This window comes from Devosia sp., from assembly GCF_036676215.1.
Lineage (GTDB): Bacteria > Pseudomonadota > Alphaproteobacteria > Rhizobiales > Devosiaceae > Devosia.
In genome coordinates this window covers 22,125-48,113 of sequence record NZ_JAKFDJ010000163.1, presented here as the reverse complement: position 1 = coordinate 48,113, position 25,989 = coordinate 22,125, and the positions used below count along the sequence as shown (strand labels likewise).

General features: G+C 62.5%; 23 protein-coding genes and 2 pseudogenes. 14 read left to right on the top strand and 11 right to left on the bottom strand.

Annotation, left to right across the window (positions count from 1 at the left end; translation table 11 throughout):
* Nucleotides 1–2: 2 nt before the first annotated feature.
* The 5 genes and pseudogenes from V6M52_RS14260 to V6M52_RS14240 all read right to left on the bottom strand — a co-directional run bounded on the left by V6M52_RS14260 (nucleotide 3) and on the right by V6M52_RS14240 (nucleotide 3,760).
* Nucleotides 3–581 carry an outer membrane protein gene (locus V6M52_RS14260; RefSeq protein ID WP_332701496.1) on the bottom strand — a complete coding sequence of 193 codons (579 nt, stop codon included), beginning with the start codon at nucleotides 579–581 and terminating at the stop codon, nucleotides 3–5.
* 599 nt (nucleotides 582–1,180) lie between these two features.
* Nucleotides 1,181–1,452, bottom strand: a pseudogene (locus V6M52_RS14255) (class I SAM-dependent methyltransferase); the annotation flags it as partial.
* Nucleotides 1,453–1,565: 113 nt separating this feature from the next.
* Nucleotides 1,566–2,165 (bottom strand): NADPH-dependent F420 reductase, encoded by a 600-nt coding sequence (locus V6M52_RS14250; RefSeq protein WP_332701495.1) that lies wholly within the window; start codon nucleotides 2,163–2,165, stop codon nucleotides 1,566–1,568.
* A 27-nt stretch (nucleotides 2,166–2,192) separates the two neighbouring features.
* Nucleotides 2,193–2,987: an SDR family NAD(P)-dependent oxidoreductase gene (locus V6M52_RS14245; protein ID WP_332701494.1), complete on the bottom strand. Its 795-nt coding sequence runs from the start codon at nucleotides 2,985–2,987 to the stop codon at nucleotides 2,193–2,195.
* 38 nt (nucleotides 2,988–3,025) lie between these two features.
* A complete protein-coding gene (locus V6M52_RS14240; protein WP_332701493.1) occupies nucleotides 3,026–3,760 on the bottom strand; it encodes an SDR family NAD(P)-dependent oxidoreductase in 735 nt (244 codons plus the stop codon).
* A 229-nt stretch (nucleotides 3,761–3,989) separates the two neighbouring features.
* On the opposite strand from V6M52_RS14240, the gene V6M52_RS14235 reads away from it, so the two are divergent.
* From V6M52_RS14235 to V6M52_RS14220, 4 genes and pseudogenes are all read left to right on the top strand, one after another.
* Nucleotides 3,990–4,886 carry a LysR family transcriptional regulator gene (locus V6M52_RS14235; protein WP_332701492.1) on the top strand — a complete coding sequence of 299 codons (897 nt, stop codon included), beginning with the start codon at nucleotides 3,990–3,992 and terminating at the stop codon, nucleotides 4,884–4,886.
* Nucleotides 4,887–5,030: 144 nt separating this feature from the next.
* Nucleotides 5,031–5,456, top strand: a pseudogene (locus tag V6M52_RS14230) (GNAT family N-acetyltransferase); the annotation flags it as partial.
* 91 nt (nucleotides 5,457–5,547) lie between these two features.
* Nucleotides 5,548–6,411, top strand: coding sequence for an alpha/beta hydrolase (locus V6M52_RS14225; protein WP_332701491.1), 864 nt, complete (start codon nucleotides 5,548–5,550; stop codon nucleotides 6,409–6,411).
* Between the two features lie 187 nt (nucleotides 6,412–6,598).
* Nucleotides 6,599–6,844: an NUDIX domain-containing protein gene (locus V6M52_RS14220; RefSeq protein ID WP_332701490.1), complete on the top strand. Its 246-nt coding sequence runs from the start codon at nucleotides 6,599–6,601 to the stop codon at nucleotides 6,842–6,844.
* 640 nt (nucleotides 6,845–7,484) lie between these two features.
* Here the strand turns inward: V6M52_RS14220 and V6M52_RS14215 are convergent.
* The 5 genes from V6M52_RS14215 to V6M52_RS14195 form a co-directional block, all read right to left on the bottom strand.
* Entirely contained in the window at nucleotides 7,485–8,270 is a 786-nt protein-coding gene (locus V6M52_RS14215) for an SDR family oxidoreductase (protein ID WP_332701489.1), read from the bottom strand.
* 49 nt (nucleotides 8,271–8,319) lie between these two features.
* Nucleotides 8,320–9,270 (bottom strand): sugar-binding transcriptional regulator, encoded by a 951-nt coding sequence (locus tag V6M52_RS14210; RefSeq protein ID WP_332701488.1) that lies wholly within the window; start codon nucleotides 9,268–9,270, stop codon nucleotides 8,320–8,322.
* A 22-nt stretch (nucleotides 9,271–9,292) separates the two neighbouring features.
* Complete coding sequence (locus V6M52_RS14205) at nucleotides 9,293–10,762, bottom strand: FGGY family carbohydrate kinase (protein WP_332701487.1); 1,470 nt, start codon at nucleotides 10,760–10,762, stop codon at nucleotides 9,293–9,295.
* Between the two features lie 77 nt (nucleotides 10,763–10,839).
* Nucleotides 10,840–11,808, bottom strand: a complete 969-nt coding sequence (locus V6M52_RS14200) for a transketolase family protein (RefSeq protein ID WP_332701486.1) — start codon at nucleotides 11,806–11,808, stop codon at nucleotides 10,840–10,842.
* A complete protein-coding gene (locus V6M52_RS14195; protein WP_332701485.1) occupies nucleotides 11,808–12,617 on the bottom strand; it encodes a transketolase in 810 nt (269 codons plus the stop codon). The genes V6M52_RS14200 and V6M52_RS14195 overlap by 1 nt, the downstream gene beginning before the upstream one ends.
* Nucleotides 12,618–12,828: 211 nt before the next feature.
* On the opposite strand from V6M52_RS14195, the gene V6M52_RS14190 reads away from it, so the two are divergent.
* From V6M52_RS14190 to V6M52_RS14175, 4 genes are all read left to right on the top strand, one after another.
* Nucleotides 12,829–13,806 carry an ABC transporter permease gene (locus V6M52_RS14190; protein ID WP_332701484.1) on the top strand — a complete coding sequence of 326 codons (978 nt, stop codon included), beginning with the start codon at nucleotides 12,829–12,831 and terminating at the stop codon, nucleotides 13,804–13,806.
* 115 nt (nucleotides 13,807–13,921) lie between these two features.
* Nucleotides 13,922–14,854 carry a substrate-binding domain-containing protein gene (locus V6M52_RS14185; protein ID WP_332701483.1) on the top strand — a complete coding sequence of 311 codons (933 nt, stop codon included), beginning with the start codon at nucleotides 13,922–13,924 and terminating at the stop codon, nucleotides 14,852–14,854.
* 23 nt (nucleotides 14,855–14,877) lie between these two features.
* Entirely contained in the window at nucleotides 14,878–16,371 is a 1,494-nt protein-coding gene (locus V6M52_RS14180; protein ID WP_332701482.1) for a sugar ABC transporter ATP-binding protein, read from the top strand.
* Nucleotides 16,372–16,388: 17 nt separating this feature from the next.
* On the top strand, nucleotides 16,389–17,177 hold the full coding sequence (locus tag V6M52_RS14175; RefSeq protein ID WP_332701481.1) for an SDR family oxidoreductase: 789 nt from the start codon (nucleotides 16,389–16,391) through the stop codon (nucleotides 17,175–17,177).
* Between the two features lie 317 nt (nucleotides 17,178–17,494).
* Here V6M52_RS14175 and V6M52_RS14170 read toward each other — a convergent pair whose 3' ends face one another.
* Nucleotides 17,495–18,433 (bottom strand): LysR substrate-binding domain-containing protein, encoded by a 939-nt coding sequence (locus V6M52_RS14170; RefSeq protein WP_332701480.1) that lies wholly within the window; start codon nucleotides 18,431–18,433, stop codon nucleotides 17,495–17,497.
* A 122-nt stretch (nucleotides 18,434–18,555) separates the two neighbouring features.
* On the opposite strand from V6M52_RS14170, the gene V6M52_RS14165 reads away from it, so the two are divergent.
* The 6 genes from V6M52_RS14165 (at nucleotide 18,556) to V6M52_RS14140 (ending at nucleotide 25,988) form a co-directional block, all read left to right on the top strand.
* Nucleotides 18,556–19,278, top strand: a complete 723-nt coding sequence (locus V6M52_RS14165; RefSeq protein WP_332701479.1) for an isochorismatase family protein — start codon at nucleotides 18,556–18,558, stop codon at nucleotides 19,276–19,278.
* A 77-nt stretch (nucleotides 19,279–19,355) separates the two neighbouring features.
* Nucleotides 19,356–20,897 carry an ABC transporter substrate-binding protein gene (locus tag V6M52_RS14160; RefSeq protein WP_332701478.1) on the top strand — a complete coding sequence of 514 codons (1,542 nt, stop codon included), beginning with the start codon at nucleotides 19,356–19,358 and terminating at the stop codon, nucleotides 20,895–20,897.
* Nucleotides 20,898–20,908: 11 nt separating this feature from the next.
* A complete protein-coding gene (locus V6M52_RS14155) occupies nucleotides 20,909–21,856 on the top strand; it encodes an ABC transporter permease (protein ID WP_332701477.1) in 948 nt (315 codons plus the stop codon).
* A gap of 15 nt (nucleotides 21,857–21,871) precedes the next feature.
* Entirely contained in the window at nucleotides 21,872–22,759 is an 888-nt protein-coding gene (locus tag V6M52_RS14150; RefSeq protein ID WP_332701476.1) for an ABC transporter permease, read from the top strand.
* 15 nt (nucleotides 22,760–22,774) lie between these two features.
* Complete coding sequence (locus tag V6M52_RS14145) at nucleotides 22,775–24,733, top strand: ABC transporter ATP-binding protein (RefSeq protein WP_332701475.1); 1,959 nt, start codon at nucleotides 22,775–22,777, stop codon at nucleotides 24,731–24,733.
* On the top strand, nucleotides 24,723–25,988 hold the full coding sequence (locus V6M52_RS14140) for an MFS transporter (protein ID WP_332701474.1): 1,266 nt from the start codon (nucleotides 24,723–24,725) through the stop codon (nucleotides 25,986–25,988). Before V6M52_RS14145 ends, V6M52_RS14140 begins: the two co-directional genes overlap by 11 nt.
* Nucleotide 25,989 lies beyond the last annotated feature (1 nt).

The window sequence follows — 25,989 nt, the reverse complement described above, 5'->3', positions numbered from 1 at the left end:
ACTTAGAAGTGGTAGTAGACGCCGACAGTTGCCTTGGCCGCTTCGAAGAACGGGTCCGAAGCACCGTCGAAGTCGCCCTGGCCGACGAGTTCACCGCGAACGGAGACCACATCGGTCACAGCCAGTTCGACGCCGCCGCCGAGCTGATACACGCCCTGGTTGAAACCAGTGCGATTGTTGGTGCCGAGACCACCGATGGCATAGACGAGGACCGAATCGGTCACAACGGCACCAGCACGCAGGTTGGCGAAGAATTCGCCGGTGCTGAAGGCGTTGTTCCAGATGTAGTCGCCGGTGACTTCAGCGCCGATCAGGAAGGGTTCCATGGGCAGGAAGTTCACACCAACGGCGGCGCCGAGAACACCCGAAGTGGTGCTGATCGGATAGCCGGCATAGAGGCTGGCATCGGTACCAGTGAACTGGCCACCGGCGCGAGCGCCGACATAGAGACCTTCCCAGCTGAAGCCAGCAGCTTCATAGATCGGCTCCGGGGTCATCGGGATGATGAGGTCAGCAGCCTGAGCGGCGACGGTGCCCAGAACGGCGAGCGAAGCGCCAGCGAGTAGAATACGTATGGACATATAAGGCCTCCAGAGGCGGTGCAATTTAAGCAAGGTACGCTCGCCTCCCCCGCGCCACAACCGCCTTGGTCTCAAACCATGCACGGTCAGCGACCGGTGTTGCGAAAACGCCTCACGCCAAACGAGCAAAAAAGAAGGCCTGGCGTGGGAGTGCAAATCCCGCCAGGCCATCTTGCGGCCGACGCCGCGTACGCAAAGAAAAGGCTACAGTAACTTTTGACCGTAGGCAACTGGCCCCACCTGTTCCACCTGTTGTGCTCCTTGCCTCGCCGGTGCGACGGCAGTCTGGCTCAACCCCTGGGGCTGACCAGGCATGGCGCGCGATGTGAGATGAACTTGGGCGGCCCGTGCGCGTGGTCGGCGCGGCCATGAGGGGGAACGGGGCCCGGACCTATCCGTTGTGCCAGTACAACCTTGTAGGAGGCCAATTATGGAAGCCATTCCCAGCACCATTCATACAGGCGAGAGGTTTCGAGCTGGAAGGTCATGACTGAACATAACCTACCCGGTCCCGAGTTTTCCATTCTGTTGCGGGACGGAGGTGCACTATTCACCCGTTCGGACAATTGTCTACACAACGTGCTCGTGCTCGTGCATGGGCTGGCCTCCGACATCGCGACGAGGTCCGCTCCACCGTCATCGACGTTGTCTCGGCCCGGCTCCTTCGCGAGCGTCCGCATGCGGCCGACCTGATCGTCCACTAAGTCGGCGATTTCGGTCGGGACGGCACTGAAGACCGGTCCTTGGGGTCCCACGATGTCCGAGAGCATGCGCGTCCAGTCGCCGTCGCTTGGGTAAACGTCGATGACGGTGGAGCCGCGTCGACTTGGGCGAACCGGATCAACTCGGACAGCTTGGGTTGGTCGTGCATTGTGGGTCCATTGTGGCAGGGCATGGGCCGAGCGCACGGCATAAGAGGGCGGTCGGATCGCGCTCGACCCGACCGCTTGCGTCGCATCCCTGCCTTTGGGAATGTCGTGTCCGTCAGTCGAACGTGACCAAGTCCTTGAAGATCAACCGACCCCAACTATTTCCGTGCGCCTGCACAAGCAGCCCACCTTCCGAAAGCCCGCCAAGTTTGATCGGCGCGAATCCGAGATTTTCCGCGAGTGCACCGATCTCCGTTGCAGCGCCTTCATCGTCGCTCGCCAGGAACACGACTCTCTTGCCTCCATGTACGACCGGGGACTGGTCGAGGACGGCCGCAACCAGATGGTTGAAGCCCTTGACCACGCTTGCGCCAGTGAAGGCCCGCGCGACGACCCTTGCAGACGGCTGTCCGCCCAGATCCTCATCAGGCACGCCGTAGGCATTGGTCACGTCGATGATGATCTTCCCCTGCCAGGAGGGGAGCGCTTTCGCGACATCCGGGTGCGACTGGAAACGGACGGCCAAGAAGATGACGTCCGCCTTGACCGCTTCCGCGAGCGTCTTGGTAGTGACTTCGGGTCCGATCGCGGCCGCGTCGGATGCGAAGCTTTCCGGGTCGCGCGTGGTTGCAACAGATACATCGATGCCGCTTCGGGCGAATGCCCTGGCGAGAGTCTGGCCGATCTCGCCGAAGCCGATGATTGCGTAGCTCATACTATTCTCCTTGGTTTTTTGTCGCGGTCAGAGCTTGTAGCCGCCGCTCGCCTCAATCGTCTGGCCGGTCACCCAGTGGCCTTCATCGGAAGCCAAGAACGCCACGACGGCGGCGATTTCCGAAGGCTCGCCAAAGCGTCCCAGCGCGATTTGGGCCTCGACCGCCTCTACGAGTTCGGGGTTCTCTCGGAAGGCGGCGTTCGCGTCGGTTCGCGTGTAGCCCGGCGCTACGGCGTTCGCGGTAATTCCGCGCGGCCCCAGCTCGGACGCGAGTGCATGGGTCAGGCTGTTGATAGCCGCTTTGGCCATCGAGTAAATGGGCGCGGCTGCCATGGGCTTCGTGGCGGCAGCGGAAGAGATGTTGATGATGCTTGCGCCATCGGCGAGACGACCCAGAGCGGCCTGAACGATGAAGAAGGGCGCACGGGCGTAGACCGCGATCAGGGTGTCCCAACTGTCCGGCGTCGCGTCTTTGAAGCCAACCCAGCCGGAATTGCCAGCGTTGTTGACTAGAATGTCTAGGGCTTTGCTTCCGTTCCGCTTGGTGAACTCGTCGTCGAGTCTCTCGAACAAGGTCGGGACGGTCGCCGGGTCAACGAGGTCCGCGTGGATCGCGAACGCAGTACCTCCAGCTTTCTCGATGGCCGCGACCGCCTCATCTGCGCCAGATTTGCTGGCGTTGTAGGTCAGCGCGACCGTCGCGCCATCCTTTGCAAGACGTTCGGCGATGGCACGGCCTATGCCCCGCGACGCCCCGGTAACGAGAGCAGATTTTCCTTTAAGAGATTGGTCCATTTTGTTTTCTTCCGTGGATGTGCGCATAATCGGATCAATGGGAATGACCGGCCGAGCGAGGCGGGTCAGAGTTGCGCCAGGCCGCCGTCAACGGCGACCTCGCTGGCGGTCATGAAGCTGCTGTCCGACGACGCGAGAAAGGCAGCCGCCGCCCCGACGTCCGCCGGATCGCCCATGTGCTGGAGCGCAGTCATCGCTCCGTAGATGTTCAGACCCTCCTCGCCCAGCGCTGCTTTCGCGAGTTCGGTCGCCACCGCCCCGGGCGACAGCACGTTGACCCGGATGCCGGTGCCCTTGAGGTCCTCCGCCCAGGTCCGCGCGAGATTGCGCACTGCCGCCTTGCTCGCGCTGTAGGCGGTGAATGCCGGGGCGCCCGTGGTGCCGGCGCTCGATCCTGTCAGGATGATTGAGCCGCCCTGTCCCATCAACGGCAGCGCCTTCTGGACAGTGAAGATCGTACCCTTCACATTGGTGTCGAAGGTTTCGTCAATGTGCTTGGCGGTGATCTGCCCGAGCGCAAGCTGGCTTCCCACGCCGGCATTGGCGAAGACGATGTCGAGGGTTCCGCGCTCGGCCTTTACCGCCGCGTAGAGTCGGTCAAGGGCGGCCTCATCCGAGACCGAGCCTTCAACCGCGCGGGCGTTGGGCCCGAGTTCGGCCACGGCGGCATCGAGCGCTTCCCGTCGGCGGCCGAAGATGAAGACGAAGGCGCCTTCCTCGATGAAGCGCTTTGCCGAGGCGAGGCCGATGCCGGTGGCGCCGCCTGTGATAACGGCGGTCTTCCCATTTAATCTGGTCATTCGTGCAGTCCTTGTTTCCCCGTCTCGGGTCTTTGGCTGTCCGGGAGGTCGCCCGAGACCCCCAAAATGGGTTCGCCGGAGGGAGGCTGCGAGTGCGGAATCGCGCATATCGGTGGTGCGAAAACGATCCATCTAGACGATTGAACGCCGCAGCGTTCGCTCGCACTGCGGCTCAACGTGGTGTTAGAGTGGGCTTCGGAAGGCGAAGCTTGCGGCGCGGGAATGCACCATGATGAACTGGGATGACGTTCGCTACTTTCTAGCCGCCGCGCGCGGCGGCTCAGTGCGGGCGGCCGCCGGGCGCCTCGGGGTGAATCATGCAACCGTGCTGCGACGCATCGCTCAGCTCGAGGAACGCCTCGGGACGCAGATGTTCGAAAGGCTGCCTTCGGGCTACCGCCTGACGGCTGCGGGCGAGGAGGTTCTCGAACTCGCGGAGCAGATGGAAGCGTCATCGCACCAGTTGGAGACGCGCGTATTCGGTCGCGACCAGAGCGTGCGCGGGCTTCTGCGGGTGACGTTGCCTCCGTTCCTTGCGACACACCTGCTCATGCCGGATCTCGCCGATTTTGCGCGCGTGCATCCGGACATCGAGATGGAGATCGTGTCGACCGGCGAGGTGGCGAATCTGACCAACCGAGAGGCGGACGTCGCGATCCGCATTGTCTCCGATCGCAAGACCCTGCCGCTCAATCTTCATGGCCTGAAGGGGCCGGAGCTGTTCGCAGGCATCTATATGTCCCCCGATCTACTTGCCGCGTGGCGTACGGGCGCGCCGGATCCCATCCGGCCCATCGTCATCGGCGGTCAGGGAGTTCCGAACTGGGCCGACGAGGGCGAGGTTCGTGCGACAGGGGTTCCGTTCAGGACGCCGGACGCCGAGGCGCAGATCGCTGCGGCAAGGCAAGGGATCGGTATGACCAAACTGCCGTGTTTCGTTGGAGATGCCGATCGCCTGCTGGCGAGGGTGCCGGGCATCGATCTGAAAGCACACGCAACGCTCTGGCTTCTTACGCAGGGGGAGACACGGAAGGCGAAGCGTGTCCGGCTCTTCACGGAGTTCGTATCCCGCAGGCTCGGCGCCTACGCTCCACTTCTCGCGGGGCTGTCGATGTCGCGCGACTAACGCCCGGCAGGTCGCCGTCGACGTTTGCGGTGGACAGGTGTCGGCAAGCGGACATCCCCAGCGGCCGCCGGGGTGGGACACGGCCGTTCACGCTGGCGATCCCAATGTTCGGCTTCTGCAGCAGTCTCAAGGACCGCTTTTGGCGCTTACGCCCGGCCTCCGTGGTACGAGAACTGGTCGCTTGAAGCTGCAATTGAGAATGTAACTTATGTACTTGAGACTCCCAAATCGATTGCAATCGTCGCGGTCGAAGGTGGCAAGGTGCTAGGCATCGCATTAGGTATTCGCCAGCGGCGTCATGCTGGCCCGGTCATTTACCTCGATGAGCTATCGGTTTTGCCCGAAAGGCAGGGTACGGGGATAGGAACCGCGCTTCTTTCAGCCATGGGTGAAATGGCAAAGGCAGAAGGGTGCGACAGCGTCTGGTTGGTTTCACAGCGGGAGGGCGCGCTGTCGAATTTCTATCAGCGTGGTGGTTTTGTTTCTGCGCACAACCTTGGGCTCTATTCAAAATCGACCCGATATTGCCGAGCGTGCGAAACTTCGCCAGGGCCGCTGCTGAACGGTTGACAATAACGGCAGCACGGCCGGAACCTTGACCTGCGCGCCGTTCTTTCATCGGAGCAACACCTTGAGGACTCTTTGGATTTCCATCGCTGTCATGACAGCAATCACGCCGGCGGGCGCCTTTGCAGAGGTCCAGCAACTCCCCCGTGGCGATGGCAGCGTAATTCGATACTCTCTGGATGTCCCTCCGGACGGAAACGAGGGGCTGTTGGTTCTGGCGCAAGGGTCAGGTTGCGAGCCCGCAATCGGCAGTGCCAATTTGGCCACCGTCCGTGCTGCCTTTCCGCAATACTCAGCCCTGATTGTTGAAAAGGCCGGCGTCACGGGCAGCGGCGATGCAGACCAGAGTGATGACATTTGCTCTCAGGAGTTTGTCGACACCTTCACCTTTACTGGCCGCGTCCAAGATTATGAGACCGTTCTGGAACACTTGACCACGGACGGTAACGCCGGCGCCGAGATCGTTCTCTTTGGTGGCTCGGAAGGCGGTCTGGCAATGGAAATGCTGGCAGCGCGTCTACAACCCAAGGCTACTATCATTCTGTCGGGTTCGGTCGGAACTACGTTTGGTGACATGGTGCTGGCTTCCGTGCCGCCCGAGGGACAGCCTATAGTCGAGGCGGGCTTTGCTGATGCACGAGCCAACCCTAGCAGTGAGATGTTCTCCGGTCATACGAAGCGGTTCTGGGCTGACATCCTTGATCATCGATCTTCAGCCTACCTGAAAGCGACTGAAACGCCCGTTTTGCTGATCTATGGAGGGCGGGATGAAAGCTCATCTGTTCAGGCGGCGCGAACCTTGGCTGATAGCTTCGCCAAAGAGGGGCGCTGCAATCTTGTTTGGTGGGAGTTCCCGGGCCTGGACCACGGCATGGCTGACCCCTCCGGCAAATCGTATTTGGACCGAGTTGCCAATCTTGCATCCGCGTGGGTTGAGGCCCCGATCCCTGCATGCTGAACGACCACATTGAGCGAACTTGATCCAGAAGCAAACCGTCAGCTACCCGGAACGCGGCAAAGGATTCGAACATCAATCCATGAGGAGGCGGCAGTGCCGGCACCTTCGAAAACGATCAAACTGGATGTAGGGTTTGCCAAGGCAAATATCTTGCCGACTATTTTGCCAGTTTCGTTGGGGGCTACCCGTGACTGCAAAGGTTTGTGCTGTCCCATACCGTAGGCCGCCGAGTGGTTTCGAGGTGTTGGCATTTCGGCATCCCCTTGCTGGGAACCAGTTCGTAGAAGGAACCCTTGAGGCTGGCGAAGACCCTGCCGAAGGAGCTTACAGGGAACTGCAAGAGGAAAGCGGCTTGACGCTCGGCGAACCCCCCGCCCTTGGGCCAGGACACCATTGGCGCTCTTGCGCTCGTATGGCACTTCTATGCGTTTGAAGCACCCGGTCTCCCGGATAGTTGGAAATTGATCAGCGACGAATGGGGGTGTCCGAATGCGAGTTTTGGTGATTGGCTTGGCGTTGGCACTCGGTTTCGCTGGTAGCGCCCACGCGCAGGACATGCTGAGAGACCGAACCGTGTTGCTGCATGACGGCACGCTGGGTACTCAGATCATCTATCTGGGGCGCTCCAACAAGACCTTCCTCTGGCACCCAACGAGCTCTCAGGTGATCCCTGGCTGGTGGACGACCCGAGCCACCGGGGAATACCCTGACACGATCTGCCTCAGATACGGATCTGAGAAGTACAATCCGGTCACGGGCGAAACCGACTGGAACACCCAGTGCACGCACGTTCAGCGGCTCCTGGACAGGGTAGGGGCCGGTAGCGGCCTGGCAGCTTGTGGTGTCGTCTAAGCGATAGCGGACGTTCAATTCACAGCCCGAGATCTCGGAATGGCCCAAGCGTATCTAGACCGTCGATCGCCAACTCGCGGTTCGAGCAAGGTCCCAAGAAGTCTCGAAATGGTCGCCGATCTGCAAGCGAAGATGTGCCTTGAGCCGCTTGGAGCTACGCCAAGTCATGATGTGCCGTGGTTTCGGCGGCCGCTGATGCACCGCGATGGCCCCCGCGCCACTCACGACATGATCAAGCCGCCATCCACATTGATGGTCTGGCCGGTGATGTAGACGGCATCGGCAGACGACAGGAACGCGACCAAAGCTCCGACTTCGGCCGGCGTTCCCGCGCGTCCCATAGGGATGCCTCTTACCCATTCTTCCATCAATTCACCCGGCGCATAGTCTCCCAGCATCTGGCCCCAGACGCGGTCATTGTAGTCCCACATTTCAGTATGGATGATGCCGGGGCAGATGGCGTTGACGGTGATGCCTTCTCGCGCCACCTCCTTCGCCAGGCTCTGGGTGAGGCCGACGACACCGAATTTTGAAGCCGCATAGTGCGGCGTATAGATGAACCCGTCACGCGCTTGGCCTGAGGCTGTGTTGACCAACCGCCCCCTGGTGCCGCTGGCGCGAAACCGGCGGATCGCTTCCTGGCAGCATAGGAAAACGCCCTTGGTATTGACGTCGAGGTTGAGGTCCCATTCCCGCTCGCTAAGGTCCTCGACCTTGGCGATGGTGATGACCCCGGCATTCTGCACCGATACGGAAAGCGTCCCGAGCCTAGCCTCGACCTCGCCATAGGCCTCCCGCACCGCCTTGGCGTCGGTGACATCAAGCGTCAGTCCCAGCACCTGGGCGCCGGTTTCCTGCGCCAGCTCCGCCGCAACTGCCGGCGTATCCTGTTCGATGGCAGCGATGGCTACCTTGGCCCCTTCCTGCGCGAAGCGGGTGGCGATGCCCCGTCCGATGCCCTTATTGCCCCCCGTTACGAAAACGGTCTGTCCGGCGAAGCGAGCCATGGCTTTTTCTCCATCATGGGCAGCGCGCCGGACGAAGGCCCTTGCGGGCTCAGGCCGTCAGGCGGGCTGCAGTAAACTTGTCAGTGACAAGCACATCGATGACGCCGAGCTTGAGCGCGCCAGCAATGGCATTGGTCTTGGATTCGCCGCCGGCCAGGGCCATGACGCGATCGGCTTTGGTCAGTTCTTCAAGCGTGATGCCGATCACTCGCTCGTCGAGCGGCGTCTTAACCTGCTTTCCGGTCTTGTCGTAGAAGCGCAGCGAGATTTCCCCGACCACGCCTGCCTCGTTCAGCGTTGCCAGTTCCTGCGGCGAGAAGACGTTGCCCGACCGGGCCAGTAGTTCGGAAGGCTCGACAGCGCCAATGCCGACGATGGCGAGGCTAATGCGGTCGAACAGATCCATCGTCTCGCGCACAAACGGATCGGCCAGCATCACCAGCTTGGCTTCGCGCGACGAGGTGACGCCCTGTACTGGCAGTACGCGTGCTTCGCCGCCGGTGAGCTTGGCCAGCCTGGCGGTCAGTTGCGTGGCATGGGTCTGCACCGACGGGGCGCCCATGCCACCCAGAGTCTGCACGATGTAGCGGGCATGCGTGCCCTTCATGGGGTGGATATTATCCACCATGCGCAGGATCGTCTGGCTCCAGCTCGACACCCCGATGATTTCATCCTGCTGCAGGGTGATTTCAAGGAAATGCGCCGCGGCCTCGCCGATACGCGCCATGATGGCGCCGTCGCGATCCTCCGAGCAATCGATGACGATGGCTTCGGTCAGCCCGTAGCGCTCGCGCAAGGCAGTCTCGAGATCGGCAAACGTTCCTGCTGGCGGGATGACCGTCGTGCGGACGATGTCCTCCTGCTCGGCGCGCTTGAGCATGCGCGAAACCGTGGCTTGCGACATCCGCAATACGTCGGCGATCTCGGCCTGGCGCTTGTGCTCGACATGATACATTTGCGCGACGCGGGCGATCAGCCGCAACTCATTGATCCGCCCCATAGATGCCTCCAGGTGTGAATTTTTATTCACCCTCAGACTTAGCTTTTGGCAACGACGCGCGATAGATGGCATCCCGCCAAATCGACAATTGCCCAGCGGAATCGGTGGAATTCGGGGATAGCAGGTGTTCCGCGCGGGGCAGCGCCGCTATGGCTGGCAGATCGGGCCAGATGCCCAGCGTCAGGCCGGCCAGGTAGGCCGCCCCCATTGCCGAGGCCTCAGGCGCATCACACTGGATCAATTGATGGTCGATAATGTCGGCCACGCATTGCATCAGGAAGGTGTTTTGGCTTGGCCCGCCATCGACATAGAGCTGACCAAGCCGGGTCGGCGATTGTCCCCGCATAGCGGCAAAGACATCGTGGACCTGGAAGGCGATGGAGTCGGTTACCGCGCGCGCCATCTGGGCCCGGGTCGTGCCGAAGGTGATCCCGGAAAACAGCGCCCGCGCGTCCGCCTGCCAATGCGGAGCGCCCAGCCCGACAAAGGCGGGAACAAATCCCGGACCGCCCGGCTCGGCGGTGGCAGCCAGATCGGTCAGCGCCTGCACGTCCGGCAGGCCAAGCATATCGGCCATCCAGGGAAGGGCAGCCGCCGAAACCAGGATATTGCCTTCGAAGGCGTAGGTCGGTCGACCGTCAATCGCCCAGGCGATCGTCGTGGTTATGCCGCGCTGCGGCGGGAGGAAACCTGGCAGGGTGGCCATGACCGACGAACCGGTGCCGAACGTCACCTTGCCGTCACCGGGATGGAAGGCGCCGTGACCGAACAGCGCCGCGTGGCTGTCCCCGATGGCCGAGCAGATGGGAATGCCGTCAGGCAAGCCGGACACGCCCTTGGTCGTGCCGAAACGCGCCGCGCTGTCATGCACTTCGGGCAGCGCGGATTTCGGAACGCCGAACAGCGCGCACAGCTCGTCGCTCCAGCTCTGCGTGCTGAGGTCGTAGAGCTGGCTGCGCGCCGCATTGGAGGCGTCACAGGCGTGGACCGCGCCGCCGGTCAGGCAATGGATCAGCCAGGCATCGATGGTTCCGAGGCGACTGTCGCGATCGCCAGGCACCCGGTCGAGCAGCCATTTCATCTTGGGGCCGGGAAACATCGGATCGATCGGCAGGCCCGTCAGCGCCTGCACCCGCTCGGCATGGCCGGCGGCGGCCAGCTCGGCACAGGCGTCAGCGGTGCGCCGACATTGCCAGCTGACCACTGGGCCAAGCGGCACGCCAGTCTGGGCGTCCCAGGCGGCCACCGATTCGCGCTGGTTGGAAATGCCAATCCCCAGGATGTCGACGCCGCGTACGGCGCCTAGACAGGCAGCAATTGCCTCCTGCACCGATGCCCACACACGCAGCGGGTTCTGCTCCACCCAGCCCGGCCGGGGATGCTCGATGCCCACGGGCGAGGAACCGCGCGCCAGGATTCGTCCTGACGTTGAGACAAGCACCGCCTTGGAATTGGTCGTGCCTTGGTCGATGGCAAGGATGGCGGGGATCATTGCAACTCCGGCGGTAGGAACAGGGCACGGCTGTCGGGAGGACCGCCGTGCCCGGCGCTGAAGCTAGCGCGCGAGGGTCACGCGCGAGAAGCCTTCCGCGCGATTAGCGCAATTGCGGCTTCGGCGATGGCAGCTGGCGCCATGCCGAATTCATCCAGCAAGAACTCTGCCGAGCCGGTCGGGGCAAAGATACCCGGCACGCCCAGGATTTTCATCGGGACGGGCGCCTCGGCTACGACGACCTCGGCGATGGCAGAACCCAGGCCGCCGTAGACCGAGTGCTCCTCGGCGGTAACAATGGCTCCGGTATCGCGTGCTGCGGCGACGACGGCTTCGACATCAATCGGGCGAACGGTCGCCATGTTGAGCACTCGGGCCTCGATGCCACGTGAGGCCAGCAGTTCGGCCGCCTTCATCATGCGGTGGGTCAGGGTGCCATTGGCGATCAGGGTGACGGAGTCGCCGTCGCGCAGCAGATTGGCTTTGCCCAGCTCGAACTTGTGTCCTGACGGCAGCAGGTCGGGAACGCCGACGCGCGACAGGCGCAGGAAGACCGGGCCCTCATAGCTTGCCGCCCATTCGGTCGCCGCCGCCGTCTCGATGGAATCGCAGGGGGCGATGACCGGCAGGTTTGGCAGCACGCGGGTCCAGGCAAAGTCTTCGATGGAATGATGGGTCGGTCCAAGCTCGCCATAGGCCATGCCCGAAGATATGCCGATCAGCTTCACATTGGCATTGGAATAGGCAATGTCGGCCTTGATCTGTTCTAGCGACCGGCCGGTCAGGAAGCACGAGGCGGCGCAAACAAAGGGCAGCAGCCCGCCATTGGCAAGACCGGCGCCGACGCCGACCATATTCTGTTCGGCAATGCCCACATTGACCAGCCGCTCCGGCCACTTGGCCTTGAAGCCAACCAGTTTGGAGGAGCCGACCGAGTCATTGCAGACCGCGACGATCCGCTCATTCTCGGCCCCCAGCCGTTCGAGGGCGGCCGTGAAGGCATCGCGGCAGTCGTGCAGCTTGGGGTTGGTGGTCAAGGCGTTCATCACAAGCTCTCCGAAAGCTCGGCCAGGGCGATCTGGTATTGCTCGGCATTGGGCACCTTGTGGTGCCATTCCACCCGGTCCTGCATGAAGGATATGCCGTGGCCCTTGTTGGTGTGGGCGATAATGCCGTGCGGGCGGTCGGCCCGGTGCTGCAGCGCGGGTACGATCTCGGACATCTCGTTGCCGTTGATTTCCGTGACCTCCCAACCGAACGCTTCCAGCTTGCTTCGGAACGGGGCCAGATTGTTGGTATCGCTCAGCGAGGCGCCCTGCTGGAACCGGTTGTGATCGATGATCAGCGTCAGGTTATTGAGACCGAACTGCGCCGCTGATGAAATGGCTTCCCAGTTTGAGCCTTCCTGCATCTCGCCGTCACCGGTCATGACGTAGGTGTGGTAGGCGGCGCCCAGGATCCTGGCGGCCTTGGCCATACCGACGGACACAGGCAGGCCGTGCCCCAGGGGGCCGGTATTGGTTTCGACGCCCGGGACCTTGTTGCAGTTCGGGTGGCCGTTGAGACGGGAATGCGGCTGGAGAAACGTCGAAATCTCCTCCTCGGGCAGGAATCCCCGCTTGGCAAGGGTCACATAGAGCGCGCAGGCCGTGTGGCCCTTGGATAGTACGAAGCGGTCCCGATCAGGGTGCCTTGGCTCTTCCGGCCAGATGCGGAGCACGTGGAAGTAGAGCGCGGTCAGAATGTCGATCGCCGACATTTCGCCCCCGATGTGACCGGCGCCGGCCTCAACGACGGCTTGGAGATCGCGGCGGCGAATCTGACGGGCGATGCGCTCGAGATCGTTCGGCTGCATGATGTTCTCTTGATGAATAAATATACGGTTGTCTATATATTTGCGCGACGCCTGAGCAAGTCAAGCGAAAACGCAAGCAGTAACCAATGCGCGCCCTAGGATTTCGTGTTGACACCTCCGTTGCTGATCGGCTACGCATTTACAGACGTGCTTGAATAAATATGCGCAACAACCTGCGACGAGCAGATGGAATGCGGGAGGAAGTACCGTGATGCTTGCATCGGTGAAGGATCGCGAGGAGGGAGGTGCGGCGCGTGTCGTGTTCTCGGCCCTCAAGGGCGCTACCGGGCCGCTGATAGGTCTTATCCTGCTGTGCCTGTTCCTGACCTTCGCCACAGACAAATTCATGTCCGTGCGCAATGTGCTGAACATCCTCGACCAGATCACCGTTCTTGGGATCATGGCGGTCGGCATGACCCTGGTCATCCTGATTGGCGGTATCGACCTGGCGGTGGGGTCGGTGCTGGCCCTGGCCATGATGGTCATGGGCTATCTCTCCAACCAACTGGGCTACCCCTTTCCCATCGCGATGCTCCTGGCCCTGGCGGTCGCAGCTCTGTGCGGCGCCGTCTCGGGAGGGTTGATCACTGCCTTCAAGGTCCCGGCTTTCATTGCTACGCTGGCCATGATGTCGGTGGCGCGCGGCCTGGCCAATATGATCACCGATGGCCAGCAGATCGTGGGCTTTCCGAGCTGGTTCAGCCTGCTGGCCTATAACCGCTTCGGCGGCTTCCTGACTGTCACCGTTGCCATCATGCTGGTGGTCTTCTTGGCCGGCTGGCTCTACCTGCGTTTCACGCGTGGCGGCCGGTCGCTCTATGCCATCGGCGGAAACCCGGAAGTGGCCCGACTGGCTGGTATCAACGTGACGCTGTTCACCATCGGCGTCTACGTGGTGTCGGGCCTGCTGGCGGGACTGGCGGGCATCGTGCTGGCGATGCGGCTGGACTCGGTCCAGCCGACGGCAGGTGTCACCTACGAACTCGACACCATCGCAGCGGTGGTCATCGGCGGCACCAGCCTGTCCGGTGGCAAAGGCGGCGTCGTCGGCACGATCGTCGGCGTCCTCATCATCGGCGTGCTGCGCAACGGCCTGAATCTGTTGGGCGTGTCGCCCTTCACCCAGGCTGTGGTCATCGGCGTCGTGATCGCACTCGCGGTCGCCGCGGAGGCCTTCAAGAAACGATAGCAATTTGGCGGCTCGCCAAAACTGGTGGGGTAACCGCCAGCCAAACGCCCGGAAAACCGGGAAAACCTTCGGGCCCGCGATGGTTGCGGGCGCCGAGCCACAAGGAGGAAATATTATGCAAATCAAGACTGCCGTTATGGCTGCCATCCTGGCCACTACCGCTCTCAGCCCCCTCGGCGCTTCCGCCCAAGAGGTCAAGAAGATCGGCCTGGCTGTTTCGAACCTGCAGGCCGACTACTTCAACCAGATCAAGATCGGCGTCGAAGCCTACGCCGCAGAGCTGGGCATCGAGGTCATCACTGTCGACGCCAAGAACGACAGCGCCACCCAGGTGAGCCAGGTGCAGGACCTGCTGACCCAGGAAATCGACGCCTTCATCTATATCCCGGCGGGCGCCGCCGCTGCCGCCGTTCCGACACGCCTTGCCAAGGAAGCCGGTATTCCTGTGGTCAACGTCGACCGCAATGCCGACGAAGCGCCGGGCGATACCTTCATCGCCACCGACAATGCCACATCGGCTTACGAAGTGTGCAAGCACATCATCGGTCTGGCCGAAGGCAAGGGCCAGATGATCATGATCCACGGCCAGAAGGGCACGACCCCGGAAGTGGAACGCACCAAGGGCTGCATGCAGGCTATCGGCGAAAACCCGGGCGTTGAACTGGTCGCCGAACAGTGGAGCGAGCAGTGGTCGCAGGCCGAAGGTCTCAACATCGGGCAGAACCTGTTGCAGGCCAACCCTGAAGTCACGCTCATCTTCGCCCAGGCCGACGGTCTTGCCCTTGGCGCGGCCCAGGCCGTGAAGGTTTCGGGCGTAGCGCAGCGCGTCTATATCGGCGGCTTCGATGGTGACACCACGGCCCTGCCTATCCTGGCCGAAGGCGGCTTTGACGCCACCGCGACCCAGCAGGTGCGCGGTATCGGCCGCCTGGCCGTCGACAGTGCGATCAAGCTGGCTGCCGGCGAAACGCTGCCGGCCGAGCAACTGCTGCCCGGCTTCCTGACGACGCCGGAAAATGCTGCCGAGTTCGTCGCCGAACACCCCTGATCGGCCAACAGGAAAGTAGCGCCATGACTGCGAGCGATACTGCTCCCATCCTCACTCTGCGGCAGATCCGGAAGTCCTACGGATCGCTGGAGGTTCTGCACGGTGTCGATCTCGACGTCCGGGCAGGGGAGGTCGTGGCGCTGCTCGGCGAGAACGGCGCCGGAAAATCGACATTGTCGAGCATTGTTTCCGGCGCTGTTCAGGCCAGCTCGGGCGAAATGACCTGGTTCGGGGCACCTTATGCCCCGACCAATCCCCGCGCCGCCATTGATGCCGGCGTCGGCATGATTCACCAGGAGTTGCGGCTCCTGCCGCAATTGTCGATCGCCGAAAACGTGTTTGTCGGCCGCTACCTGACAAGCGGCGGCCGCATCGATCGCAAGGCCATGGAAGAGCGGGCCCATGCCGGCCTGCAGCGGCTCGGGCTGGAAATATCGCCGAGCCGGCTGGTCGAGGGGCTGTCGACGGCGAACCAGCAACTGATCGAGATCGCCAAGGCCCTGACCCTTAATGCCAAGCTGCTCATCCTGGACGAACCCACGGCGGCGCTGGGCGGCGAGGAAACCCAGCTGCTGTTCCGGCAGATTGAGCGGCTGAAGGCGGCTGGCGTCGGGATCATCTACATCTCCCACCGGCTCGACGAAATTCACCAGATCGCCGACCGTGTCGTGGTCATGCGGGACGGCTCCAAGGTGCAGGAATTCGACAGCGGTGACGTGCCGGTGCGGACCATCGTGGAAGCCATGGTCGGCCGCTCCCTGGACCGCATGTTTCCCGCCATACCCGTGCCGAAAGACGACGTGGTCATCGAAGTGCGCGATCTGGCCTCGCCGTCCGGCAGCTTCGACGACATCAGTTTTCAGGTGAAGCAGGGCGAAGTGTTCGGCATTGCCGGGCTGGTCGGCGCCGGCAGGACCGAACTGGTGCGTGCCATCACCGGCGCCGATCCGATCGCCAGGGGGCAGGTCATCCTGCGTGGCCAGGACATTACCCCGCGCTCTCCGGCCGGCGCGATCCGCAACGGCATCGTGCTGGTTCCGGAGGATCGCAAACTACAGGGCTTGGTGCTCGACCACGCCATAGAGGAAAATATCGGCTACGCGAACCTGGATGCCATTTCCAGGCGTGGCGTCGTGACATCGCGCGGCCTCAGTCAGTTTGCCGACACTTTCATTGCCAGGTTTGGCGTGAAAGGGCGGGGCAGCCAGGATGCCGGCGAACTGTCAGGGGGAAACCAGCAAAAGGTAGTGCTGGCCAAGTGGCTGGCGCGCAACCCCCAGGTGGTGGTGCTGGACGAGCCGACGCGCGGCATCGATGTGGGGGCGCGATCCTCGATCTATGACACGATCATGGATCTGGCCCGGCAGGGCGTTGCGGTGATTGTGGTCAGTTCGGACCTCGAGGAGGTGCTGGGTGTCTCGAACCGTATCCTGGTCATGGCGCATGGAAAACAGGCCGGAATTCTGGACCGGAAGGACGCCAATGACGTCTCGGTGATGGAACTGGCGACCAGTTGAACAAGGAATACTAGACGATGGCTGACATCACGCTCAATGCGCCTACCCTGTTTGATCTCAGGGGGAATGTCGCTTTGGTCACAGGCGCCGGTAGCGGCATCGGCCAGCGCATTGCGATGGGGATGGCGCAATGCGGCGCCGATGTCGCGCTGCTGGACCGCCGGACCGATAACGGGCTGGCCAACACGGCCGAGTTCATTGCACGCACCGGCCGCCGCAGCATCCAGATCGCTGCCGACGTCACGAGCGGCGCCGCTCTCAATGATGCCGTCGCCCGCACGGAGGCGGAGCTGGGCGCGTTGAGTCTGGCGGTGAACGCCGCCGGCATTGCCAATGCCAATCCGGCCGAGGAGATGGAAGAAGCCCAGTTCCAGACTATGATGGACATCAACCTCAAGGGGGTCTTCCTGTCCTGCCAGGCCGAGGCGCGCGCCATGCTGGCGCACGGGCGGGGTGCGATCGTCAACATCGCTTCGATGTCGGGCGTGATCGTCAATCGCGGTCTCAACCAGGCCCACTACAACGCCTCGAAGGCGGGGGTGATCCACATGTCCAAGTCCATGGCGATGGAATGGGTAGGGCGCGGAATTCGCGTCAACACGATCAGCCCAGGCTATACCGCGACCCCAATGAACACCCGCCCCGAAATGGTGCACCAGACCAAATCGTTCGAGGAGCAGACGCCGATGCAGCGTATGGCGAATGTGGATGAGATGGTGGGACCCGCAGTCTTCCTTCTGTCCAACGCCGCGAGTTACGTGACAGGCGTCGACCTGCTGGTCGATGGCGGTTTCTGCTGCTGGTAGAGGGTCTGGTCGGCCTGCCCGGCATCTTTCGTCCTTGAGGCGCATTCTCGCGATAGTGGCCCGAAAACGCCGCATCGTCGGTTCGCGCTCGGATGTCCGCTTTAGGGTTGCCGCCGCTGTCTGCACAACGACCGATTTGGGGCGCGAAACGGACGGGCAGGGCAGGGGGCCGGTAGCCGACTGACAGCTCATGGTGGCTACGGAGCGGTAGCGGACATCCAAATTGATCGGTCCAGGGTCTCTGATTGGCGTATGCCGACGGCCGCGTTTTATTCCCAGAAGTTGATCGCCGGCAAAGGAGCCGATGGCTCAGGTCACTAACCTTGTCCGACCGCCAGACCAAGCCCGCGTCTTTGCGCTAGACTGGACTTGGTCACGCCCATCTCCTGCTGCAGCCATTGAATGAAAGCATCAACGATCAGCTTTCTAGCCCGGTGGTCGGGCTCGAGAAGATAATAGCCTCGGCCCGACGGAACGCGGGCGGAGTGGACCTCGACAAGCGAGCCCGCGGCAAGCTGGTCCGCGATCATCGCCTCCTCCGCGATGACGATGCCCATACCCTTCTCTGCCGCGCTGTAAGACAGCGCGGAATTGAACAGGATCGTCCCCTGGTCGAGATGAAAATTGGGGACGCCTGCCCCAAGGCACCACATGGCCCAATCATCCAGGCGCTTCATGGTGTGAATTATGGCGTCGGTATTTCCGGCCAGGAAGGGTCCCAGGTCGGTCCGCCGGGCGACCGCCGGGGAGGCGACAGCCACAAGGTCGATGTCGAACAGCTTGGTCGTCAGGAACCCCCGCCACTGGTCCTGCCCGGTGGTGATGGCGACGTCGCCAACGCCATCGAACTGTCCATTCGACGATTCCACGGCTGTGACGGTCAAGCTTGCCATGGGCCAAGCCTGCTGGAAGCGGGAGAGTCGGGGTAGCAGCCAATAGGACGCGAATGTCGGCGTGGTTTTGACCACGAGAGCATTCGGACGGGCCAGCGCACGAACGGTTTCGAAGGCGCTTTCCATCTCCCGCAACGCTCCGACCGTCAGGCCGAGGTAGAGCCTGCCGAGATCTGTCAATTTCACATGTCTTGCTTCGCGCCGGAACAGCTCTCCCCCAACACGGTCCTCAAGCAAGCGAATCTGCTGGCTGATGGCCGCTTGCGTCAGGTTAAGTTCCTGCGCTGCCTTGGAGAAACTTTCGAGACGCGCGCTTGCCTCGAATGAGCGGAGGCTGGCTAGGGAGGGCAGAGGTTGGGGCATCTATAAGTCCGGCTTATGGGAAAGCGTAGTTAGTTTTGCTTGAACCGGAGTGAAATGCCAATACTATAATCAATGCATAAAGATGCCTAACAAATAGGCGAAATTGGGCGTTGAGAAGGAGAATGATGATGTATGGTTGGGAACCATTCCTGAGCGAGCGCGACAAGCTGCATGACCTGCAGTGGGGTAAGAAGGAGCTGTCGGGGTTTGGCAGCAAGCCGGCCCTGGTGCTCATCGACATGTATTACAGCGTCGTCGGCCTGACGCGGGAGCCGATCTTCGAGTCGATGAAGCTTTGGCCGGGCAGCACCGGCCTCGAGGGTTGGGCCGCGGTCGACAAGACCGCCGAACTGCTGGCCGTAGCGCGCGAAACCGGCGTTCCGGTCATACACGTCAAGGGCCTCGACAACGGCATGAAGCCCTGGGTGCACCGCAAGCGCGGCCCCTCGACGATGAGCGCTGAGATGAAGCTCAAGGGCCAGCAGATCTGCGACGAAGTTGCCCCTATCGCCGGCGAAGTGGTCATCGAAAAGACCGCGCCGAGCGGCTTCCAGGGCACGCCGCTGGCCTTCCACCTGATTTCGATGGGCATCGATACGGTGATCCTTTGCGGCGAGTCGACCAGCGGCTGCCTGCGCGCCAGCGCCGTCGATGCGGCCACCCACCGCTTCAAGGTCGGCGTACCGATGGACTGCGCCTACGACCGAACCGAGGCATCACACTGGATGAACCTCTACGACATGCATCAGAAATATGCCGATGTCGTCGACGCCGAAACGGCCAAGGCCTACTTCCGCAAGCTCGCCGCCGGGTCCGAGCCCGCGCTGACCCGCATGGCAAGCTGAAGCATCTCACGACACCCCGCCGCTCCCTCGACGGGGGCGGCCCTGCCGCCCCTCCTCACCTCGTCGAGAGAACAACAATGATTGCCAACATTCGAAAATGGCTTGCCGCGGGCATCACGCTGCTGGCCGCCACCGGTCTGGTTCTGATCTTCGCTCCCGCCGCCATGGCGCAGGGCAAGACGCTAACGGTCCGATTCTATGACGATCCGGCCGGTTTCGATCCGGCAAACATCTTTCGCATCGAGAACGAGAACATCGCCTTCAATATCTTCAGCGGTCTGACAAGCTATGATGGGGTGACCGGCGAGATCGTCCCCGACCTGGCGACATCCTGGGAAACCACGGACAACAAGACCTGGACCTTCAAGCTGCGCGGTGACGTCACCTTCCACAAGGGCTATGGCGACGTCACCGCCGCCGACGTCATCTACAGCTTCAACCGCATCAAGGACCCGGCCACCGCGTCGCCCTATGCTGCCGAACTGGCTGGCATCGTCAGCATGGAGGCACCCGACCCCTACACGCTGATCATCGAGTTGGACGCGCCCAACGGCAACTTCCTGCACACGGTCGCCAACTACCACCAGGGCCAGATCGTGAGCCAGAAAGCCATCGAGGAGGCAGGCGACCAGGTGCGCTGGCAGCCCATCGGGACGGGCCCTTACTACCTCGAATCCATCGATGTCAGCTCGCAGATCGTGCTCAAGCGCCATGAGGGCTACTACAAGGGTCCCGCGCCCATCGAGACGATCGTCTTCAACATCATCAAGGATGAAGCGACGGCCACCATCGCCCTGCGCAATGGCGAGGTTGACCTGGTGATGCGTTCCAACCAGGAAGAAAACCTGGCGACGCTCGAGGCTGAAGGCTTCACCATGAATTCGGTGAAGAACTATGCCGTCGTGATCGGCGTGCTGAACCCCCAATTCGAGCCCTTTGCCAATCCGCTAGTCCGCAAGGCCATGGCGCATGCGGTCGACTATGTGTCGATAACCCAGGCCATCTCGCCAAGCCTCACACAGCCGCACCATTCGATGCTGCTGCCCTGGATGGACGTCTATACCGACGAAATTCCAAAATACGACTACGACCCCGAAAAGGCCAAGGCGCTGCTTGCAGAGGCCGGGTATCCGGACGGGTTCACCTTCAAGAACCTGGGAACCTCCGCCCAGGGCGTCACCGAACTGCAGCAGTTCCAGATCGATTTCCTGAGCCAGGTCGGCATCAACATGGAAATGGAGCTGGTCGACACGCCCACCTTCAACCAGCGTCGCAATGCCGGCGAGTTCGACCTGGCGTCGCGCCTGCTGCCGGCGGTCAATCCCGACATGATCCTGTTCAGCTACCTGCACCCCGACAACATGGTGCCCAATGGCCTGAACGGGGCCCGCTACGACAATCCTGAAGTCACTGCCCTGCTGGAGGCGGCTCGCGCCGAGCCCGACAAGGCCAAGGCCTTCGAAATGTACAAGAAGGTGCAGCAGATCGTGGCCGAGGACGGTGCCTATCTACCCACCTATTCGAACAACGTCTTCTGGCCAGGCAAGCCAGAGGTAACCGGGGTACACATCAACTACCTCGCCCAGGTCAATTTCTACGACGTTGACATCACCGAGTAGGAGCGCCTGCCATGGCCGAATATACCGCAAAGAAACTGGCTCAGATGCTCGTCACCGTGCTCGGCGTCGTCACCTTGGTCTTCTTCACCCTCCGGCTCATCCCTGGGGATGCGGCCTCGGCCATGGCGGGCGACACGCTTTCGGGGGAGGCGCTGCAGGTCCTGCGCGAGCAGATGGGCCTCGATGAGCCGCTGCTCACGCAATATCTGGGCTTCCTGCGCGATCTGGTGGTGGTGGATCTGGGCGAAACCATCACTACGCGGATCCCCATCGCCGAACTACTGCTGCGCGCTCTTCCGATCACCCTGAGCATCGCTTTGGCCACCATCGCGGTGTCGGTGATCCTCTCCATCCCCCTGGGAACCCTGGCTGCCTACATGGCGCACAAGGGACGGAACTGGCTCGACCACGGGCTGACGGGGGCAGCCATGATCATCGACCTCATGCCCTCTTTCTGGACAGCTCTGGTGTTGCTGCTGGTCTTCTCGCTTGGCCTGGGCTGGTTTCCGGCATCTGGCCAACTCAACTGGAGCGATCCCTGGGGGCTGGTGCTCCGGCTGGCGCTACCGGTCATCGTGCTGTCGCTCTCGCAGGTCGCAACCCTGGCGCGCATCACCCGCACGGCCGTGCTCGAAGTGCTCAACGAGGACTATGTGCGCACCGCCCGCTCGCTGGGCTGGTCGGAACTGCGCGTGCTGTTCCGCCACGCGCTCAAGAACGCCGCCTTGCCCATCGCTACCGTGGTCGGCCTCAGCTTCGGCAACCTGCTCGGCGGCACGGTGATCGTCGAGTTCATCTTCACCATTCCGGGTGTGGGCAACCTACTCATCGCCGGCATCAACAGCCGCGACTATCAGCTCGTGCAAACGCTGATCGTGCTCTACGCGCTGCTCTTCGTCGTCATCAATTTCGCGACGGACCTCATCTACAAGACCCTCGATCCTCGCGTGCAGTTCTAGGCAAGGACCCCTCCCATGGCTGACATCACGCTCCCCGCCACACCTGCACGAAACACCGGCCTGCTCGCCGCAGTTTCAGCGGTCTTCCGGCACCGGCTGCTATCGCATGGCAAGGTCCGGCTGGCGCTGCTCATTCTTATCCCGATCTTCGCTCTGACCATCCTGGCGCCAGTGCTGCCCATCCAGAAACCGCTGGAAACCAACCTGCGTGCCATGATGCAGTTTCCGTCAATCGAGCATGTGTTCGGCACCGACAAGATGGGCCGAGACATCTTCAGCCGCACCCTGGCAGGCGTGCAGGTGTCGATCATGGTGGGATTCAGCGTCGCCTCCATTGCCCTGGTCTTCGGCATGGTGCTCGGAACCCTCACCGGTTTCTATGGTGGGCTGATCGACCGCGCGATCATGACCGTGGTCGACATTTTCCTCGCCTTCCCATCGCTGCTGCTGGCCATCGGCCTGGTCTCGGTGATGGGAACGGGCATCGTGCCGGTCATCCTCGCCATCTCGCTGGCTGATGTACCCCGCTTCATCCGTCTGCAGCGCTCGCAGGTGCTCAGCCTGCGCTCCCGCGCCTTTATCGATGCGGCCCGCACCGTGGATGCTTCCCAATACTGGCTGATGACCCGTCACATCGTGCCGAACACCATCGCCGCCATGCTGGTCGCGGCGAGCATAGCGGCGGCCAATGCCATCCTCGTCGAGGCCAGCCTCAGCTTCCTGGGCCTGGGCATCATGCCGCCCCAGCCTTCGCTCGGAAACATCGTGCGCGACGGCCAGACCTATCTCGAACAGGCCTGGTGGATCTCGACGCTGCCGGGTGTGGTGATCCTGCTCATCGCCGTCGGCCTGCACTTCCTCTCGGACGGCGTCCGCGAGCTGCTCGACCCCCGTTCGCGCTAACTGGAGGACACCGAAATGAACTACCAGGCGCCGGTAAAGACCACGCTGCTCGAAGTGCGCGACCTCCGCACCGAGTTTCATACCGCCTCGGGAACGGTGACCGCCGTCGATGGCGTCTCCTTTGCCATCGAACGCGGCGAGCGCGTGGCGGTGGTGGGTGAAAGCGGCTCGGGTAAGAGCGCCATGGCCATGTCCATCCTGCGATTGCTGACCCATCCCGGCAAGGTGGCGGGCGGCCAGGTGCTGCTCGATGGTCGCGACATCACCAAGCTGAGCGAAGGCCAGCTCAATGCTATCAGGGGTCACCTGGTGGGGACCGTGTTTCAGGACCCCATGTCGTCGCTCGATCCGGTCATGCGCATTTCCAAGCAAATGATCGAACCGATCATGCGCAACCTGCGGCTCAATCGCGAACAGGCGCGCCTGGAGGCAATCAAGTGGCTGGGCAAGGTGGGCATTCCCGAACCGGAACGCCGCATCGAGGCCTATCCCTTCGAGATGAGCGGCGGCATGCGCCAGCGCGTCATGATCGCCATGGCCCTGTCCTGCCGGCCGCAACTGGTGATTGCCGACGAGCCGACCACGGCGCTCGACGTCACCATCCAGGCCCAGATCGTGGAGGTGCTGAAAGACCTCACCGCCGAGGCGGGCGCAGCCATGATGTTCATCACCCATGATCTGGGGCTGGTGGCACGCTTCGCCCACAAGGTGGCGGTGATGTATGCTGGGCGTATCGTCGAATTCGGTCGGGTGGAGGACATTTTTGCCCACCCGTCCCATCCCTATACGCAGAGCCTGCTCGGCACCATTCCAAGCACGTCCATGCTCAAGAGCGACCGGCTGCCGCAGATTCCCGGCCTGCCGCCGGACATGCGGTATCCGATCACCGGCTGCGCATTCAAGGAACGCTGCGCCGCGGCCCATGATCGCTGTCTGCAGGAGGCGCCGCGTCTGACTGACCGGGGGCTCGATCACCGGGCTGCATGCTGGACGCCGTATGGGTTGGAAAATGGCGCCACGCTCAAGGCCGAAAGGCCGCTGCGCACCAACAGGCCCTTTGAGCCCGACGGCAGCGTGGTGGTGGAACTCAACGCGCTGTGGAAGCAGTTCGAGACATCGCGCAAGATGGTCGTCCGCGCCGTGAACGGCGTTAATCTGCGCGTCCACAAGGGTGAGACGCTGGGCATTGTGGGTGAAAGCGGCTGCGGCAAGAGCACCGTCGCCCGGCTGCTGCTGGGACTCGAAAAGCCGACCTCGGGCGACATCTTCATTGCGGGCCTGGCCCAGATGGTGTTCCAGGACCCGGCCTCGTCCTTCAACGCCAAGATGACGATTGGCGACATCGTCGCCGAGCCCCTGGTGGTCAAGGCGCGCGGCAACAAGGTCGAACAGCTCGATGCGGTCAAACGCCTGATCAGCCAAGTGGGGCTCGATCCCGCCTTTGCGGAGCGATATCCGCATCAGCTGAGCGGCGGCCAGCGCCAGCGTGTTGCGGTGGCCAGAGCCCTGGCGCTTAATCCATCCGTGGTGGTGGCCGATGAACCGACTTCGGCGCTCGACGTCTCGGTACGCGCCCAGATCATCAACCTGCTGGTCGATCTCAAGCAGGAATTAGGCATCAGCTTCGTCTTCATCTCCCATGATCTGCTGACGGTCCGCTACATCTCGGACCGCATCGCGGTGATGTATCTGGGCGAGGTCGTGGAATATGGCGCGGCTGAGGAGGTCTTCGCCGACCCGCGCCATCCCTATACCAAGGCTTTGATCGACGCCGTTCCGGTGCCCGATCCGGCTATCGAGAGCCGGCGCACCAGCACACCTCTGCAGGGCGAATTGCCCAGTCCTCTAAACCTGCCCAAGGGCTGCGCATTTGCTTCGCGCTGCCCCATGGCGACCGATCGCTGCCGCGCGGAGAAACCGACGCTGCCCAACCACGACCTTTCAAGACAGGTGGCCTGCCATTATGCCCACTGACGTTGCGTCTGGTGACGCCGGAGCGCGCTTTACCCAGTTCGGAGTCATCGGCGGCGGTGTGTTCTTCACCATCCAGGGCCTCGCCAACCCGTTCTTTGCGCTCTACGCCACCGAGCTCGGAGCATCCACCTTTGCAGTGGGGCTGATGGTCACGCTCAAGGCCCTCTTGCCCATCGTCATCGCCATGCCGGCGGGTCAGCTCATTGACTCCATCGGGCCGATGAAAATGCTGAAATTCGGCTCCTGGTTCCTGCTGGCCTCGCTGGTCTGCACAGTGTTTGCCACGGGCATTCCGTTGCTGGCCCTGTCCCAGGTGCTCATCGGCGCCTCGGTCATCATCATGGCCTCCTCGTTCCAGGTGCTGGTGGCCCATGGCGATCGGGAAAGTCGCAACAATGCGATCAAGAAGTATTCCATGTGGATGTCGGGTGGCGGCATGCTGGGGCCGATCGTCGGTGGCCTCATCGCCTCGGCCTTTGCCGTTCCCAATGACGGCTACCGCGCCGCCTTCGTGGCCTCGCTGATTGCCTGCGTGCTGTTCATGGTGGCGCTGTTCTGGCTGAGCACACGCTATCCCCATCCCGATGCCAGCCATGTCCGCGTCCGCGACGCCTTCAGCCCCGCGGGGATCGTCTCCAGCTACAAGCGCGGCATTGGCCTGGCCGGGTCGCGACCGGTTCAGTTCGGGCTGACGGGCACGTTCCTGGTCATGTACATCCAGGCGCTCTACATGAGCTTCCTCCCGCTGTACCTGGATCAGAACGGCTTCGCCACCTTTCTGATAGCCCTCACCATCTCTCTCAAGGGGCTTGCCGGCATGCTGTCGCGCTTCGCCCTCAGCGGGCTGATGAACCGCTATTCGCTGGAACTTATCCTACTGTCGGCCGGCACGATCGCGGCCGTCGGCGTAGTGCTGACACCCGTGGCGGTCGGCAATCCGGTCACCATGCTGCTGCTCGCGGCCGCCATCGGCGGCGCCGTCGGCGTCAATCTGCCGGTCAGCATCATGATCATGGTCGACGCGGTGGGAGAGAGCGAGCGTGGCAAGCTCATGGGACTACGCCTGCTCGCCAACCGATTCTCCCAGGTGCTGAGCCCAGCCATGTTCGGCATTTTGGGCCAACTCTTCGGCCTGACTGCCGCCTTTTACAGCGGCGGCGCCGTACTGGTGGCGACGGTGCTGGGCTTTTCTGCCTTCACGGTGCATCGCGGTCCGCTCAAAGCCCCGGAAAAATCCGGCGAGCCGGCGGAGTAGG